Source organism: Bradyrhizobium acaciae, assembly GCF_020889785.1.
Lineage (GTDB): Bacteria > Pseudomonadota > Alphaproteobacteria > Rhizobiales > Xanthobacteraceae > Bradyrhizobium > Bradyrhizobium acaciae.
Map to the genome: position 1 here is coordinate 1 of NZ_JACMYK010000028.1, position 16,369 is coordinate 16,369.

The 16,369-nt window shown below is 64.8% G+C and carries 17 protein-coding genes; 8 read left to right on the forward strand and 9 right to left on the reverse strand.

What is annotated here, in order from left to right:
* Positions 1-150: 150 nt before the first annotated feature.
* The 5 genes from H8A92_RS14200 to H8A92_RS14215 form a co-directional block, all read right to left on the reverse strand.
* On the reverse strand, positions 151-744 hold the full coding sequence (locus H8A92_RS14200; RefSeq protein WP_229196396.1) for a TetR/AcrR family transcriptional regulator: 594 nt from the start codon (positions 742-744) through the stop codon (positions 151-153).
* Positions 741-875 carry a hypothetical protein gene (locus H8A92_RS40820; protein WP_256375171.1) on the reverse strand — a complete coding sequence of 45 codons (135 nt, stop codon included), beginning with the start codon at positions 873-875 and terminating at the stop codon, positions 741-743. Before H8A92_RS40820 ends, H8A92_RS14200 begins: the two co-directional genes overlap by 4 nt.
* A 639-nt stretch (positions 876-1,514) precedes the next feature.
* On the reverse strand, positions 1,515-2,123 hold the full coding sequence (locus H8A92_RS14205; protein WP_229196397.1) for a hypothetical protein: 609 nt from the start codon (positions 2,121-2,123) through the stop codon (positions 1,515-1,517).
* On the reverse strand, positions 2,116-2,805 hold the full coding sequence (locus H8A92_RS14210; RefSeq protein ID WP_229196398.1) for a hypothetical protein: 690 nt from the start codon (positions 2,803-2,805) through the stop codon (positions 2,116-2,118). Before H8A92_RS14210 ends, H8A92_RS14205 begins: the two co-directional genes overlap by 8 nt.
* Positions 2,802-3,584, reverse strand: a complete 783-nt coding sequence (locus H8A92_RS14215; RefSeq protein ID WP_229196399.1) for a MotA/TolQ/ExbB proton channel family protein — start codon at positions 3,582-3,584, stop codon at positions 2,802-2,804. Before H8A92_RS14215 ends, H8A92_RS14210 begins: the two co-directional genes overlap by 4 nt.
* A gap of 249 nt (positions 3,585-3,833) precedes the next feature.
* On the opposite strand from H8A92_RS14215, the gene H8A92_RS14220 reads away from it, so the two are divergent.
* The 3 genes from H8A92_RS14220 (at position 3,834) to H8A92_RS14230 (ending at position 7,276) form a co-directional block, all read left to right on the forward strand.
* Positions 3,834-5,204 carry a histidine kinase gene (locus tag H8A92_RS14220; RefSeq protein WP_229196400.1) on the forward strand — a complete coding sequence of 457 codons (1,371 nt, stop codon included), beginning with the start codon at positions 3,834-3,836 and terminating at the stop codon, positions 5,202-5,204.
* 1 nt (position 5,205) lies between these two features.
* Positions 5,206-5,859: a response regulator gene (locus H8A92_RS14225; protein WP_229196401.1), complete on the forward strand. Its 654-nt coding sequence runs from the start codon at positions 5,206-5,208 to the stop codon at positions 5,857-5,859.
* Positions 5,860-6,103: 244 nt separating this feature from the next.
* On the forward strand, positions 6,104-7,276 hold the full coding sequence (locus tag H8A92_RS14230) for a M20 aminoacylase family protein (protein WP_229181508.1): 1,173 nt from the start codon (positions 6,104-6,106) through the stop codon (positions 7,274-7,276).
* Positions 7,277-7,338: 62 nt separating this feature from the next.
* Here H8A92_RS14230 and H8A92_RS14235 read toward each other — a convergent pair whose 3' ends face one another.
* Together H8A92_RS14235 and H8A92_RS14240 are read right to left on the reverse strand one after the other, a co-directional pair.
* A complete protein-coding gene (locus tag H8A92_RS14235) occupies positions 7,339-8,328 on the reverse strand; it encodes an agmatine deiminase family protein (protein WP_229196402.1) in 990 nt (329 codons plus the stop codon).
* A 127-nt stretch (positions 8,329-8,455) separates the two neighbouring features.
* Positions 8,456-9,019 carry a cytochrome b gene (locus tag H8A92_RS14240; protein ID WP_229196403.1) on the reverse strand — a complete coding sequence of 188 codons (564 nt, stop codon included), beginning with the start codon at positions 9,017-9,019 and terminating at the stop codon, positions 8,456-8,458.
* Between the two features lie 181 nt (positions 9,020-9,200).
* On the opposite strand from H8A92_RS14240, the gene murI reads away from it, so the two are divergent.
* The 5 genes from murI (at position 9,201) to H8A92_RS14265 (ending at position 13,611) form a co-directional block, all read left to right on the forward strand.
* Positions 9,201-9,998, forward strand: a complete 798-nt coding sequence (gene murI, locus H8A92_RS14245; protein WP_229196404.1) for a glutamate racemase — start codon at positions 9,201-9,203, stop codon at positions 9,996-9,998.
* Between the two features lie 59 nt (positions 9,999-10,057).
* Positions 10,058-10,840, forward strand: a complete 783-nt coding sequence (locus H8A92_RS14250) for an HpcH/HpaI aldolase family protein (RefSeq protein ID WP_229196405.1) — start codon at positions 10,058-10,060, stop codon at positions 10,838-10,840.
* A gap of 283 nt (positions 10,841-11,123) precedes the next feature.
* Positions 11,124-11,513: a cupin domain-containing protein gene (locus tag H8A92_RS14255; RefSeq protein ID WP_229196406.1), complete on the forward strand. Its 390-nt coding sequence runs from the start codon at positions 11,124-11,126 to the stop codon at positions 11,511-11,513.
* Positions 11,514-11,833: 320 nt separating this feature from the next.
* Positions 11,834-12,451 carry a 30S ribosomal protein S4 gene (gene rpsD, locus H8A92_RS14260; RefSeq protein ID WP_163159048.1) on the forward strand — a complete coding sequence of 206 codons (618 nt, stop codon included), beginning with the start codon at positions 11,834-11,836 and terminating at the stop codon, positions 12,449-12,451.
* Between the two features lie 92 nt (positions 12,452-12,543).
* A complete protein-coding gene (locus H8A92_RS14265; RefSeq protein ID WP_163159046.1) occupies positions 12,544-13,611 on the forward strand; it encodes a threonine aldolase family protein in 1,068 nt (355 codons plus the stop codon).
* 116 nt (positions 13,612-13,727) lie between these two features.
* On the opposite strand, the gene H8A92_RS14270 is transcribed toward H8A92_RS14265, so the two are convergent.
* Together H8A92_RS14270 and H8A92_RS14275 are read right to left on the reverse strand one after the other, a co-directional pair.
* Positions 13,728-14,990: a serine hydrolase domain-containing protein gene (locus H8A92_RS14270; protein ID WP_229196407.1), complete on the reverse strand. Its 1,263-nt coding sequence runs from the start codon at positions 14,988-14,990 to the stop codon at positions 13,728-13,730.
* Between the two features lie 82 nt (positions 14,991-15,072).
* Entirely contained in the window at positions 15,073-16,356 is a 1,284-nt protein-coding gene (locus H8A92_RS14275) for a serine hydrolase domain-containing protein (protein WP_229196408.1), read from the reverse strand.
* Between the last annotated feature and the right edge of the window lie 13 nt (positions 16,357-16,369).

Below are 16,369 nucleotides of genomic sequence, written 5' to 3' on the forward strand. Positions count from 1 at the left end.
GGAGCCTGACCGCCGTGCTCACCTGACTGCAGCACTGGCACGACAAATCGCGGCTCAGCGGATGGGTTCCCTCCCCCCTTGCGGGGGAGGGTTAGGGAGAGGGGTGCCGCTTGCTCTGCTGTGAGAGAGTGCGAGCGCCGAGCTAGTACTTTAGTGCTTGCACACCCGCACGCCCCGCAGCAGCAGGGCGATCAGGGCGTCGATCCGGGACGGGCATTCGGGCTTGGCCCATTCCTCGGCATGCGCCGGGTGATGGTAGCGGACGGTCGCATCGAACACGGCACGTGCCGTCGTCTTGACGTCATCGATCTCGAATTCGCCCTGCGCGACGCCGTCTGACAGGATCTTCGCGATCAGATCGACCTGCTTGTCCTTGTAGGCTTCCACCACCTCGCGCGCGCCCTGCGCCAGCGCGAGGTAGGTCGCAAACATCTCCGGATCGTCGCAGACCTTCTTCTGCTTGATGGTGAAGGCGGTGCGCAGCCATTTCTCCAGTCGCTCCGGCGCGGGGCCCGAGCCGGCCGCAAGCTTGCACAGCGGCTCGTTGGCGCGGTCGAGCCAGCGTTTTGCCACTGCGTCGCGCAGCGAAGCCTTGCTGGGGAAGTGACGGTAGACGCTGCCGTGGCTGACATCCAGCGCACGGGCCACGTCCACAACGGTGGCCTTGGTCAACCCGTAGCGTCTCAAGACATCCTCAGTTGCCTCGAGGATCCGCTCGGGTGTCAAAACCACCGCCTCGTTCATGCGTTTACCGTCTGGTTATCGCTGTCCTGCCCGCGGCTGAACTTGGCAGCCTGGGCAGCCAAGTGGCGGGCGACGCGAAGGTTGAGCCACTGTTGAATCTGGGCGGTCAATTGAAAGATTTCTATCGTCATGGAGGTAGTCCTTCGAGGTAATCAAATTGAAGTCCGGTTGTCCCGGCCAAGACGCCGGAACAGCCGCTGGGCGCCCTCCTCCCTTGGGCATGGTGTGCATATACACCATCTCGCTGACAGATTTCAATATCTGTCAGACAAACTTTGCGAGATGACAGCCATGCGGTCCGGCCGGCCCACCGGGCCTCTCGGAGCCAGCTGGTGGAGGCTACAACGTTCCATGGGCGGTCGGGCGATCTCGTAGGGCCGTCCTTGTCTTTGCCCTGGGGCTACCCGGGAGACGCTCGCATGGACCGGCCGATGACCTTCAAGGAGATTGCCAAGATCACCGCCGGCGCGGTGGTTTCACTGGTCATCGTCGGCTGGCTGATGGTCCTCGCGATCGCCTTCATGACAGTGCTCTGAGGCCCGCCTCACCGCCCTCGACTTCGCATGCGTGGCGCCCGGAATCGAAAGGGGCCGCTTCACGCAGCGGCCCCTTTGCCGGGAAAATGGCTTCGGGATAAAATCTAGCCCCGGTTAGGACTTAGATTACACCCACCTGACCGTTGGCGGGATTCCGGATGACTACTGTCCACTCGACTGACCGATTATTGGCGACCCCTATTTTTATGCCATCCGCGTGCTGGTGCCGCCTTCCTACTGCTGCTCGTCCTTGGGCGGCATCCGCGGCGGTGGCAGCGGCGTGAACACCGATCCTTGCGCGCCAGCCGGCGGTGCCACGAACGTCCCCGTGGTGGAATCGCCGCCGGTGGTCTCCACGATCGTCTTCGGCGTGACGTACTCCCTGACGAAGTCCATGAGGGTCCCGTCGCCGCCACCGAAATCCGCCGCCCGACCGCCTTGCGGATGCCCGGCCTTGATCTCGTTGTCGGCGGTGTGGGTCTGCTCGGCCATTGCGTCGCTGTAGGGAATGCGGAAGGCGCGCGGGACGGCGCTTGGCCGGTTGTCCTCGTCGAGCTCCTCGACCCAGAGATAGATCGAGCCCGGGTCACCCTCCAGCGTGTGCGGCTCCACGATGCGCGTCGACAGCAGCTTGAAGTTGGCCGGCAATTTTTCCGCGGACGCCCAGCCGAGCAGGCCGCGCATGCCGCCGAAGCTGACGAAGTAGAACGCGCTGGTCACGACGATGACGACAGCCTTCAGCGACCAATGCAGCCGCGCATAGACCAGCACGATCAGCAATAGCGCAGCGATCACCGCGTAGGCGACCGCAATGGTGAGGATCACTGATTGCAAGCTATTCACGGCGGAGCACCCTCACGCCGGATTTCGGCACGCCGGTGTTCGGATCGAGGTCGGCGCCGTTGCGCCAACTGCTGCGGAAGGTCTCGAGCAGCGATTTCGGCCGCCGGTCGACGTTGATCACCTTGCCCTCGGCATCGAGACGAAACCGCACCGCGGTCTTCTCGTCGCCGGTGTGATCGACGATCAGCTTGTCGTCGAAGATCACCTGCGCCGTCGGATTGAGCTTCTGCACCTTCACATTGGCCTGCACCGGCTCGCCGGTCGTGGCCTGGAAATGCGAGACGTTGACGGTGTATTCGCCGGCGACGATGCCGCGCAGCGTGACGATCTCCTCGCGGATCGGCGATGCGATCTTCTTGCCGTTGACCACGATGAAGTCGTTGGCGCCGCCGCGATCGTCGCGGTCGAGCGTCAGGAAGCCGGCCTCGCGATGCCGGTACCAGGCGATGTTGCCCGCAGGATCCTGCACGAACAGGTCGAGATCATCGGGATGGTTATCCGGCCAGTCCATCGTGATGATGAACTCCGCCTTGGATTCGATCTTGCCTTCCTTGGAGTCCGGCGACACCGAAAGCAGCGCCAGGAAGAACAGGAAGGCGATCACCTGAAGCGCCTTGAACAGCATGACACCAAGGGGATCGAAAGATTCCTCGCGTGGATAGAGCCCGAACTCGTCCATCATGGCGTCGTACCGAGGCGATTTTCCAGGGCCGGGGTGACGTGCGTCTCGGTCAGCACGACGGCATCGGAAAACACCCGCTGGGTCGCGGAATCCAGCATGTAATACTGGATTCGCACCAGGATCGATCCGATCAGCCCGGCCAGTGTGGTGTACATCGCCACCGCCATGCCGTCGCTCATCAGGCCCATCGAGGATTTCATCGCGACCTTGTCGGCGGCATCGAGCGAGGCGATCGGCGCCAGCATGATGATGAAGCCGATGATGGTGCCGAGCAGGCCGAGCTTCATCAGCGTGTCGGAGACGAAGGCGCCGAAGCCGTTGGACCCGCGCAGGCGGTCGGCCAGCGTGCGCAGCAGCAGGGTCTGGTCGATCCGCCCCTTGGCCTGCGCCTCGGCCTTCTGCACCAGGCTCTTGATGTGATCGGTGACGAGGCCTCGTGGCAGGCTGCGCGCATCCGCAGCCAGCGCCTCTGATGCGAGAACTTTGGCGCCGTCAGGCGCGGCGAGGATCGCGCGACAGGAACGCGCCACCTCGCCTTCCCGCGCGATCGCCCGCGTCCGCCAGAAGCAATGGATGCAGGTGACGATGTAGAGAACCGCAATGACGCTCGAGATGTAGGTGCGGTCGGAACTGAGCATGAGACGGATCAGCCCGTAGCGCCACAGCAGGAAGGCGGCGAAGATCGAAAGGCCGGTGAAGATCATCCAGAGCAGCAGGACGCTGCGCTCCGCCGCGTCCGTGCCGGCCGGTGCGGCCGCAGCCTCGACCTTGGCGTCCATGCTGCGTGAGCTCCCTGTGGCGATTGTTCCATGAGGCTCCGCGAGGACCTCACCTGCCGTTAGAGCAGAGCCGGCGGCCGCCGTCCAAAGACATCTGCCCAAGTTTGGTCGGGCAAATTTCCCGACCTGCACAGCTTGGCATGCTTGCGATTGGCGGGGAACAGCGGTGCTGTTAGCATCGCTCCGCTCGTTTGAGCATGAAACCGCGCCACACTTTTTCGGATCATGCTCTCACCGTGGAGTGATCGTATGCGCCTCGTGCTTCAACTGGTCGCCCGCCTGCTCGTCATCGTCGCGCTGTGCCTTGGCGCAGCCACCGTCTGGGCCACGATCGACGCCTATCGCAGTGTCGATCGTGCCACCGAAGCGTCCGCAGAACGGGTGTCGCAGTCGCTCGAAGCGCTTTACTGGCGCGAATTGCTGCTGCGCAGCAACCGGATGCGCGAGCAATTGCTGCCGGCGCCGGACTGGCGCACCATCGAGACCATGGGGCTGATCGCGCCCGGGATTTGCGTGCAGTTCGAACCGGCGGGCGCCTTCGAGAAGCCGCTCTGCGGCCAGAGCAAGGGCATCGGCAAGGCGCCGCCGCGCTGGTTCGCAACCATCGTGCAGACGGTGCTCGGCGATCACGCCACGGTGCAGCGGCCGATCAGTGCCCGTGCCGCGACCGCGGGAACCGTCCGTGCCGTCGCCGATCCGGCCGCTGCGATCGCGCTCGCCTGGCAACACATCCTGGACAACATCCATGTCGCGCTGTTGATGGCGCTCGCGATCGCGCTGCTCGCCTCGCTTGCGATCGCACATACGCTGGCGCCCGCCCATTCGATCGTGTCGGCGCTGCGACGCATGGCCGACGGCGACTACCGGACCCCGCTGCCGCGCGTCCGTTCGATGGAGCTCGCGATGATCGGACGCGCCGTCGGCGATCTCGGCGACCGGCTCGCGCAGGCCGAGGAGGAGCGCACGGTGCTGACGCGGCGCCTGCTCGAAATCCGCAGCGACGAACGCCGGACGCTGGCGCGCGAGCTGCACGACGAGTTCGGCCAGAACCTGACCGCAATCCTCGCCTTCGCCAACACGATCGAGGCCAGCGCCGGGGACAAATACGCCGCCGGCACCGAAATTTCGCAGGACGCGCGGATGATCTCGCAGGCGACGCGCCGCATCATGGCGTGCCTGCGCGATACGCTGAATCGCCTGCGCCATCCGCCGGCCGAGGAGCTCGGGCTGGAGGCAAGCCTGGTCGATCTCGTCGACAGCTGGCGATCGCGTACGACGCAGCCGATGATCCAGCTCGACTTGCATGGCGACTTCGCCGACATCAGCGGCACCGTCGCAGTCACCGCCTATCGCGTGGCACAGGAATGCCTGACCAATGCGCTGCGCCACAGCGCGGCGCGCGAGATCGTGCTGCGGATCGAGCGGCGGACCGGATCCGAGAACGCATTGCTGGTGCGTGTCGAGGACGATGGCGGCGGCGATGCGGCCAAGGTGGCACAGTCGGCGGGCTTCGGCCTCACCGGCGTCAGCGAGCGCGTCGCCGCGCTCGGCGGCTCGCTGTCGATCGCCCCTGCGAGCCGCGGCCTATCCGTCGCGGCCACGATCCCGCTCGCCGCCTGAGATGACGACCGTGACGACCAGAGGCATCTCGATCCTGCTGGTGGACGATCATCCCGTCGTCCGCCAGGGCTATCGGCGCGTGCTCGAGCATCAAGACGATTTTCGCGTCGTCGCCGAGGCCGACAACGCCGCCAACGCCTACCGCGCGTTCAAGTCGCACGAACCCGACGTGGTGGTGATGGACATCTCGATGCCCGGCGCGAGCGGACTGGAGGCGATCCGCAACATCCGCGCGCGCGACGCCGATGCCCGCATCCTCGTCTTCAGCATGCACAGCGAGGCGGCCCAGGTGAAGGCGGCATTCGGCGCCGGCGCCTCTGGCTTCGTCACCAAGGGCAGCGAGCCGGCCGAGCTGATCGCGGCGATCCGCTCGGTGGCGCGCGGCGAGCACGCGATGAGCGACGACGTCGCGCGGGTGCTCGCGCTGGAGAGCCTGGTGCCGACCAGATCGGCGCTCGACCAGCTCGGCGAGCGCGAGATCGAGATCCTCAGGCAATTCGCCGCCGGGAGCACCAAGGAGCAGATCGCCGCCAACCTCAACCTCAGCACCAAGACCGTGCAGAACTACCACTACCTGATCAAGGCCAAGACCGGCATGCGGACCGACGCCCAGCTGGTCCGCCTCGCCGTCGAATGCGGACTGGCGAATTTGTAGCGGCGGCCAGGGTGAGCCCGGTGAAATCGGGTGCAGATCACAAGCTGAGACCTCCTCCGTCATTCCCGGCACGCGCACCGCGCGTGAACCCGGAATCTCGGGCCATAATCTCGATCTTGCAGCGTTCGCAATTGCGAAATTGAGGTTCGAATTGCCCCGGAATGGCGGTCGCTTTCGCGTGACAAGGCGGCGGGTTCCGCTACGCTAAGCTGCTCTACGCAATCACAAGAAACGGACGCTCCCAATGCCAATCGTCAATCGCGTTGCCGCCCTCTCGGATGAAATGGCCGCCTGGCGCCATGACTTCCACGAGAATCCCGAGCTGCTCTACGAGGTCCACCGCACCGCCGGCATTGTTGCCGAGAAGCTGCGCGAGTTCGGCTGCGACGAGGTTGTGACCGGGATCGGGCGCACCGGCGTGGTCGGCGTGATCCGTGGCCGCAAATCCAATTCGGGCAAGACCATCGGACTGCGCGCCGACATGGACGCGCTGCCGATCGTGGAGGCGTCGGGCGTCGACTACGCCTCGAAGATCCCCGGCAAGATGCACGCCTGCGGCCATGACGGCCACACCGCGATGCTGCTGGGCGCCGCGAAATACCTCACCGAGACGCGCAATTTCGACGGCACCGCGGTCGTGATCTTCCAGCCCGCCGAGGAAGGCGGCGCGGGCGGCAAGGCGATGGTCGACGACGGGCTGATGACCCGCTGGGGCATCCAGGAGGTCTACGGCCTGCACAACATGCCCGGCCTGCCCGAAGGTTATTTCGCGACCACGCCCGGCCCGATGCTGGCCTCGTCCGACACCTTGAAGATCGTCGTGCACGGCAAGGGCGGCCACGCCGGCGCCGCCCCGCACGAGGCGATCGACAGCGTGCTGATCGGCGCCCAGATCATCAACGCGCTGCAATCGATCGTGTCGCGCAATCTCGATCCGCTGAAATCGGCCGTGATCTCGATCACCATGTTCGAGGCCGGCAGCGCCTTCAACGTGATCCCGGAGACCGTCACGCTGGGCGGCACGGTGCGCACGCTCGATCCCGGGGTGCGCGATATGGTCGAGCGCCGGATCGGCGAGGTCGCCTCCAGTATCGCCAAGGCCTATGGCGGATCGGCGGAGACCGATTATGGACGCATGTATCCGGTGACGCTGAACCACGCGCGCGAGGCCGGCGTCGCCGCCGAGGTCGCCCGCGATGTGGTCGGCGCCGACCGCGTCAACGACAATCTGGTGCCGGTCATGGGCGCCGAGGACTTTGCGTTCATGCTGGAGGCGCGCCCCGGCGCGTTCGTCTTCCTCGGCATGGGCGATGGCCCGATGTGCCACCACCCCGCCTACAAGTTCAACGACAACATTCTCGGCCACGGCGCTTCCTACTGGGTGCGCCTGGTCGAAAAGCAGATGCCGGCCGGCTAGCGTCACGCGCGCAGCTCATGAGCCCGGCCGCGATCGGTTCGCGGCCGGTGCGGCCTGCGTCATCAACGCGGCTGCTGTTGCGTGGTGCAGTGAACTCCACCGCCGCCGGCGGCGATGCCGTCGATGTTGAGCTGGATGACCTCGCGGTCGGCAAACAGTTCCCGCAGGATATCGCGCGCGTTGCGGTCGGCTGCCGCGTCGCCGAATTCCGGTGCGATCACCGCGCCGTTGCAGACGTAGAAATTGATGTATCCGGCGGCGAAATCCTTGTTGCCGTATTTTGCGCGCCAGGTCGATGGTCCGTGCAATCCCACCACCTCCAGGCGCCGGCCCTTGGCATCAACAGCGCCGCGCAGGATCTCGAGGTGTCGTTTCGTGACCGCATGGTCGAACGACGACGCGTCCTGCTCGAGGCCCGCCACGACGACGCCGGGGCTGGCAAACCGTGCATAGAAGTCGGTATGCCCGTCGGTGATGTCCTTGCCGGCAATGCCGGGCAGCCAGATGATCTTCTCCAGCCCGAGGACGCGAAACAATTCGGCCTCGCATTTGTCCTTGGACACACCCGGGTTGCGATTTGGGTTGAGGACGCAGCTTTCGGTGATGATGGCCGTCCCCTCACCGTCGACTTCGATGCCGCCGCCTTCCAGCACCAGGTCGGCCTTGACGAACGTCGCCTTTGCGGCCCTGGCCACGTGTTCTGCGACCCCGGCATCGAGCGCATGGCGCTGCTTGTTGCCCCAGCCGTTGAAATTGAAGCCGACCGCGCCGAGTTGCCCGGAGGGATCCTTCACGAAGACCGGCCCGCTGTCACGCATCCACACGTCATCGACCGGTCGAATGACGAGGCTGACCGAGGGGCCGCAGAGCCGCGCGGCGATGTCGTGGTCCTCCTCGCGCACCAGCATGTTGACGCGCTCATAGGCCGCGATGGCCTTGGCGATAGTGGCGAGATTTTCCCGGGCCACAGGAAACAGCTTGCCGCCCCAGATCGCTGCGCTGGCGCCGAACGCCATCCAGGTCGCGGCATGCGGCGCGCCCTCGTCCGGCATCCGCCAATTCGCTTGATCGAGTGCAGGATTGCCCACGCACATTCCGGCCGGACGGCCGCCCCTGTTCGCCACAGGGTAGCGCGGTTGCGCCCACGCCGGCGATCATTTTGGAACGCCCGGCCCCCGCCTAGCGAGCGTGGTCGATCTCACCCGCCCCCATCATCCGCGCCGCAACGCGATCGCGCTTGACGAAGTGGTGGTAGGCGACCGCGACGAGGTGCAGCACGATCAGCGCCAACAGCACATAGGCGAAAAAGATGTGGCGCCCCTCATAGGCATCCGCCGCCGCCTTGTCGGGCGAGGTGATCTGGGGCACGCGGAAAAGGCCGAAGAAGCTCGAATAGTCCTGGGCGCGTGAGCCGGAATGGGCCCAGCCCAGCATCGCCACCAGGACGGTGACGGCATAGAGTGCGCCGTGGCTGGCATGGGCGGCGATCCGCTGCCAGGAGGGCATGTCGGCCGGCAGCGCCGGCGTCGGATTGACGCCGCGCCAGAGCAGCCGCAGCACCGTGAACAGCAGCACCAGATAGCCGATATCGGCGTGGATCGAGCGGTAGAAGAACTTGTCCGCCCGCGCCGGGATGTGGTTCATCCACCAGCCATAGGCCAGCATGCCGATGATGGCGATGCCGAGCACCCAATGGAACGCACGGGCCAGCGAGCCCCAGCTCACGATGGTATTGCGGATCATGGTCGATTGGTCCCTGGCGGCCCCGTCTGGATTTTACAGTCTCAGCAATAGTTTGCCGTGATCCTTGCAGGTATCGGCCAAGGCCATATGAAATTCCCGGCCTCACTGCCTTTTGTCGGCCCCAAAGGCCGGGCAGGCAAAAACAACTGAATGGTAACCCTGCTTCGGATAGAATTTTCGCGTGTCCACTCCCCCAACCATCCTGGTGTTCGATTCCGGCCTCGGCGGCCTCACCGTGCTGCGCGAGATCGTCCGCGCCCGGCCCGACGCTCACTATGTTTACGTCGCCGACGACGCCTTCTTCCCCTATGGCCACCACACCGAGGATGAGATCATCGCCCGCGTGGTGCCGCTGGTCGGCGAGCTGATCGAGACCCACGCGCCTGACCTCGTCGTGATTGCCTGCAACACGGCGTCCACGCTGGTGATGTCGCATCTGCGCGACGCTTACCGCCTGCCCTTCGTCGGCACGGTGCCTGCGATCAAGCCGGCCTGCGCCTCGTCGAAGACACGACGCGTCTCGGTGCTCGGCACAAGAGGCACTGTGAAACGGGAATATACCCGCAAGCTGATCTCGGACTTTGCGCAGGGCTGCGAGGTGACGCTGGTCGGTTCCGGCGAACTCGCCTCGCTGGCGGAAGCAGCCCTCAGCGGCCAAACCGTGCCCGACGAGGACATCGCGGCCGAGCTAAAACCCTGCTTCGTCGGCGCCGGCGCCAACGACCCCGCCCGCACCGACACCGTCGTGCTCGCCTGCACGCACTATCCGCTGCTGCTGGAACGGCTGTCGAGGCTCGCGCCCTGGCCGGTCGACTGGATCGATCCGGCCCCCGCAATCGCCCGCCGCGTCGCGGACCTGCTCGGCCCGGCCGGCACCGAGAGCGACGAGGCCGGCGCCGAGATGATCTTCACCTCGAAGCGTCCGCACGCGCTGAGCGAGGCGCTGACGCCATTCTTCGGCGGCCGCGTCCCGGCCTGATCCTTTTCGCTGTCACGCGGTGCTGCTAGTTTTGTCCTTGCTTCGCAGGAGGATCGCATTTGACCGCAGCCCCGCTGACGCCGCTCAACCGCCTGCGACAACAGTGGCGCGACAAGCGCCCGAGCTTCGGCGCAATTGCGACCATTCCAAGCATCCAGACCGTGCAGATCATGGCGCAGTCGCTGGACTGGATCATCGTCGACCTCGAGCACGGCCCGATTGATCTCGGCACCGCGCATGCGATGATCGTGGCCACTTCCGGCACGCCCTGCGTGCCGATGGTGCGGATCGCCGCCAACGAGCCGCACCTCGCCAAGGCGCCGATGGACATCGGCGCGCTCGGCATCAACTTTCCGATGATCTGCAATCGCGCCGACGCCGAGAAGGCGGTGCGCAGCGTGCGCTACCCGCCGCGGGGCGACCGGCTCTGGGGCCCGTTCCACGCGCCGTTCCGCTGGGGCGTCTCGATGAACGACTACATGGCGACCGCCGATGACGACATGATCTGCATGATCACGATCGAGCATGTCGACGCCGTCAACCGCATCGACGAGATCATGGCGACGCCCGGTATCGACCTCGCGGTGATCGGCCCCGGCGATCTCGCCACCTCGATCGACAAGCGCGGCCTGCCTGATGATCCCGAGGTGGTCGAACTGATGCGGCGCGCCGAGCAAGGCATCATGAAGAGCGGCGTGCCGATCGGCGGCGTCGCGCGCACCGCCGAGCAGGCCAACGCGATGATCGACCGCGGCTACCTCGCGCTCGCGCTCGGCTTCGACTGGTCGCTGTTCCAGCGCGGCATCGCTGCCGCCTTCGCCGGGATCAAGCGCCAGGCGTGAAGCGAAGCCAACCACGCGCTTGGCGCAGTCGCCTACCGCCGAAGAATATTCCGGCTCCGTCGTGAAGGAACCGCGGCCCGGCGCAGAATCTGCCTGCGGCGCAGCACCGCAATTGCCTAAACGGCCTGTAAGCTTCGCGTAGGCCGGGCCGCGTCCAGTTTCACGACAGCCTGCGCTGTCAGATGAACGGACTAATCCGAATGTCGAAACTTCACATCACACATCAGCTGCTTTTCGCCGCGATTCCGCGCTGCTACACTTCCCGCCGGTTGGGAGGAAATGCATGTTCAGAAAATTGCTAATTGGGCTCACTGTGATCGCGTTTGCCGGTGCCAGCGCAGCAGTTGCGCAGCAGAGCGGCATCAAGCGAACGCCGCTGCAGAAGGTCGATTTCCCGGCGGGCTACAACACGGTCACGGCGATTGCCGAGGTTCCAGCCGGCGGTGCGTCGGGGCGTCACAGCCATCCCGGTGTTGAAACCGGCTATGTGCTCGACGGCGAGCTCGAGCTCCTGATTAACGGCAAGCCGCCGTTGAAGCTGAAGGCCGGAGATTCCTACCAGATCCCGGAAGGTGCGGTGCATGACGCCAAGACTTCCGGCGACAAGCCGCTCAAGGTGCTCGGAGTCTACATCGTCAAGGCTGGCGAGCCCTTGGCGAAACCGGCGCCGTGAACTGAACCAGATTTGGCCTTTGGCGTCCGGGCGGCCAGAAATCGCCTTTGAGGGCCGAAATAGTCGATTTTGACGCCGATTCGGCCCAAAACGCCCCGCGTTTTGTTTGACAGAACCGGACTTTCTCCTTAAGACCACCCTTGCTCGCGGGCCGGTTTCGGCCCGCGATGCGTTTCGCGACCCGTGGTTCTCCCCGAGCTTTCGAGGCGAACCTGTCGGTGCAGGCCTTTTGGCCGGTACACAGGAGGGCGCGTCTCCTCAAACCCTAGACTGACAAAACGCCGGGCGCTGGGTAGCGACGGCTATACAAAGAGGACGCGATGACAAAGCGCAGTGAGGCGAAGTACAAGATCGATCGCCGCATGGGCCAGAATATCTGGGGCCGCCCGAAGAGCCCTGTGAACCGCCGCGAATACGGCCCCGGCCAGCACGGCCAGCGCCGCAAGGGCAAGCTCTCCGACTTCGGCGTGCAGCTCCGCGCCAAGCAGAAGCTCAAGGGCTACTACGCCAACATTTCCGAGCGCCAGTTCCACGGCATCTATGTCGAAGCCAGCCGCCTGAAGGGCGACACCGGCGAGAACCTGATCGGCCTCCTCGAGCGCCGTCTCGACACTGTGGTCTATCGCGCCAAGTTCGTCTCCACGATGTTCGCCGCGCGCCAGTTCATCAACCACGGCCACATCAAGGTGAACGGCCGCAAGGTCAACATCGGCAGCTACAAGCTGAAGATCGGCGACACCATCGAGGTCAAGGAATCCTCCAAGCAGCTCACGCCGGTGCTGGAAGCAAGCCAGCTTCCCGAGCGCGACGTGCCCGACTTCATCGAGGTCGATCACTCCAAGATGACCGCGAAGTTCGCGCGCACCCCCGGCCTGTCGGATGTGCCGTTCCCGGTGCAGATGGAGCCGCATCTGATCGTCGAATTCTATTCGCGCTGATCACATCACGCATGCGAGTTTGGAAAGGCCCCGGTTTTGCCGGGGCCTTTTTGTTTGGCTAAAGTCGCGGCATATCGACCGAGAGAAACATCATGCACTACACCCCTGCCCCACCCGATCCGAAGGCGCCCGCCGTCCGCATCAACCTGCTGTCGGACACCCAGACCAAGCCGACGCCGGCGATGCGCGAGGCGATGGCCAAGGCGGAGGTTGGTGACGAGCAGGTCGGTGACGATCCCACCACCAACGAACTCTGCGCCCGCGTCGCCGATCTGCTCGGCAAGGAGGCTGCCGTTTTCATGCCGTCGGGCACGATGTGCAACGTCGCGGCGACGCTGGCCTATTGCCGCCCTGGCGACGAGATCCTGGCACATGCGACCGCGCATATCATCGCGCGCGAGGGCGGCGCGCACGCGGCGCTCGGCGGCTTCCAGATCACGCAGCTCCCGGGCGACGACGGCCAGTTCACGCCCGACACGTTCCGCGCGGCGCTGCATCCACGCACCCGCTACCAGCCGCCGCAGGTGCTCGTCAGCGTCGAGCAGACCGCCAATATCGGCGGCGGTACGATCTGGAAGAAGGCCGCACTCGACGAGGTCGCGCGCATCGCCAAGGCCCATGGGCTCGTGACCCACATGGACGGCGCGCGGCTCCTGAACGCCACTGTCGCCTCCGGCATCTCGCCGCGCGACATGACGGCAGGTTGGGATTCAGCCTGGATCGATTTCTCCAAGGGCCTCGGCGCGCCGATCGGCGGCGTGATCGCCGGCACACGCGCGTTCATCGACGACGTCTGGCGCTGGAAGCAGCGGCTCGGCGGCTCGATGCGGCAGTCCGGCGTCTGCGCTGCCGCCTGCATCTACGCACTCGATCACCACGTCGACCGCCTCGCCGACGATCATGCCAATGCGCGGGCGCTGGCGCGCGGGCTGTCGCAGATCAACGGCATCGCGGTGCAGGCGCCCGAGACCAACCTCGTCTTCTTCAAGCCCGACGGCGCCGGTGTATCGGGCGACAAGATGGTCACCGAGCTGCGCAAGCGCGGTGTGACGCTGGCGATGATGGACGGCCGGATCAGGGCCTGCACGCATCTCGATGTCAACGCGGCCCAGATCGAGGAGATGATCGGCCACGTCAGGGACATCGTGCGCGCGGCGTAACTCCCACACTGTCATTGCGAGGAGCGGAAGCGACGAAGCAATCCATGTCTCAGCAAGTGGCGGGATCGATTGCTTCGCTCTCGCTCGCAATGACGAGAAGATGGTCTTGCCCGGATCTACCTTCCCATCGCCTGGTAGATCAGCGTCTTCAGCTCCTGCTGGATCCGGCCGCGCTGTGATGGCGTCTGCACCATGAAGATGCCGAACAGATCGTCCGCGGGATCGATGAAGAAGAACGTGCCGCCGACACCGTCCCAGCGATATTCGCCGAGCGGCCAGGATGTATTTGCCGGCACCGAGGTGCGGACCGCGAAGCCGAGGCCGAAGCCGGAGTTCGGCCCCGGATAATAGTTCTTGTCGCGCACGACGCCGGTGTCCGGACCGATATGGTCCCTTGCCATCAGCGCGATGGTCTCCGGCTTCAGATAGCGCCGGCCCTCATAGAGGCCGCCGTTCAACAGCATCTGCGAGAAGCGCGCGTAGTCGCCGATAGTGCCGACCATTCCGCCGCCGCCGGATTCGCGCCGCAGCGGCCGGCGCGGGTTGCTGACGTCAGAGACCGGACTGATGGTGCGATCCTTCGGCAGCGGCTCGGCGATCAGCGGCCATTTCGTGCGGTCGGCGACATAGAACGCGGTCTCGTTCATGCCGAGCGGATCGAGCAGCCGCTCCTTCTCGACCTGAAACAGGGATTTGCCTGTTATCACCTCGATGATGCGGCCGAGCACATCGGTGGAATGGCCGTAGTCCCATTGCGTGCCGGGTTGCTCGGCGAGCGGCATCGCCGTGAGCCGCGCCACGAATTCGGCATTGTCGGGATCATTGTCGAACAGGCCGGCGTCGGCGTAGGTCTTGTTCACGACACCGCCGCCATAATAACCGTAGGGCAAGCCTGCCGTGTGGCGCATCAGGTCTTCGATGGTCACCGGACGCTTGAGCGGCTCCAGCGTCATCGACGGCTTGCCCTCGTCGCCACGCTTCTCCACACCGACCTTCATGTCGGCAAAGGCCGGGATATATTTCGACACCGGATCGCTGAGGGCAAGCTTGCCCTCCTCCACCAGCATCATCGCGATGACGGTCGTGATCGGCTTCGACATCGAATAGAGACGGAAGATGGTATCCGCGCTCATCGAGAATTCGGTGGCGACGTCACGGACTCCGAAACTTTGGTAGTAGACCGGCTTGCCGTGCTGCTGCAGCAGCAGGATCGCACCGGGTATCTTCCCGGTCGCGACCTCGTTCCCGACATAGGCCGAGACCCTGGCGAGGCCTTCCGCCGAAAAGCGGTGCGCGACCGGCCCCGGCGAGCCGGCCCTTGCAACCGTCGTGATCGACGCGAGCGCGAATGCCGCGACGAACGCGCGGTAGCCACGCATCCGAGCGCATGATCCGCTCCGATTGAATCGGATCATGCTCTTGTTCTTTTGTTTTGACGCGTTTGCTTCACTCGCAAACGCTCTAATTTTGCAACGCTTCATAGACGAGCTGCTTCAACGTCCGCTGGATGCGCTGGCGCTCGCTCGGCGTCTGCTCCAGCAGGACGAAGAAGAAGTCCTGCTTGCGGTCGATGATGTAATAGCAGCCGCTGGCGCCATCCCATTTCAGCTCGCCGAGATCGCCGGGCGGCGGCGGCTTCGCGGTGCCCGGATCGGTGCGCACCGCGATGCCAAGGCCGAAGCCGAAGCCGTCGCCGGGAAAGTAGAAGAAGTCGCGCTCGACGCCGGAGCCCGGACCGACGCGGTCGGTCGTCAGCTCCTTGAACGTCTCCGGCTTCATGATGGTCTTGCCGTCGAGCGTGCCGCCATTGAGCAGCATCTGGGCGAAGCGCGAATAATCCGCCATGGTGGAAACCATGCCGCCGCTGGCGGACTCCCATTTCTTGACCTTGGTCGGATCGTTGACCCGGCCGACCCGGAAGTCGCTGTCGTTCGGCATCGGCTCGGCCATCAGCTTCTGCTTCTCGGGATCGGTGACGAAGAAGCCGGTGTCCTTCATGCCGAGCGGGCGGAGCAGCCTTTCCTGCTCGATCGTCGAGAGCTTCTCGCCGGTGGTCACCTCCATCACGCGCGCCAGGATGTCGGTGGAATGACCGTATTGCCAGAGCGCGCCGGGCTGGTTGTGCAGCGGCAGCTTGGCGATCCGCTCGGCGAATTCGGCGAGGTCGAAATCACCGCCATAGATGTTGGCTTCCTTGTAGGCCTTGCGGACCAGGCTGTCGCCATAGAAACCGTAGGTGATGCCCGACGTATGCGTCATCAGATCGAGGATCGTGATCGGCCGCTTCGGCGGTACCAGCTCGAGCGTCTTGGTGCCGTCCTCGGCCTTCTTCTCGACTCCGACCTTCATGTCGGCGAAGGATGGAATGTATTTCGAGACGGGATCGTCGAGCTTGTACTTGCCTTCTTCCAGCAGCTGCATCGAGGCCACGGCGGTGATCGACTTGGACATCGAAGCCAGGCGGAAGATGGTCTTGTCCGTGATCGGCACCTTGCTGACCACGTCCTGCACGCCGAACGCCTCGTGATAGACAGGCTTGCCGTGCTGCTGGATCAGGACGATGGCACCCGGAATCTTTCCGGTCGCGACCTCATTCTTGAAGAACTCGCTGATCTTGGCGAGCTTGTCGGGATTGAAATGGGCGCCTGCCGGAATCTCATAGGTGCCTTCGGTGTGCGAGAACGCCGGCGCCGCAAGCACCACCGCGGCAGCTGCGGCCGCGCACGTCAAACGAAATGAATGCATTCTATTGATCCCT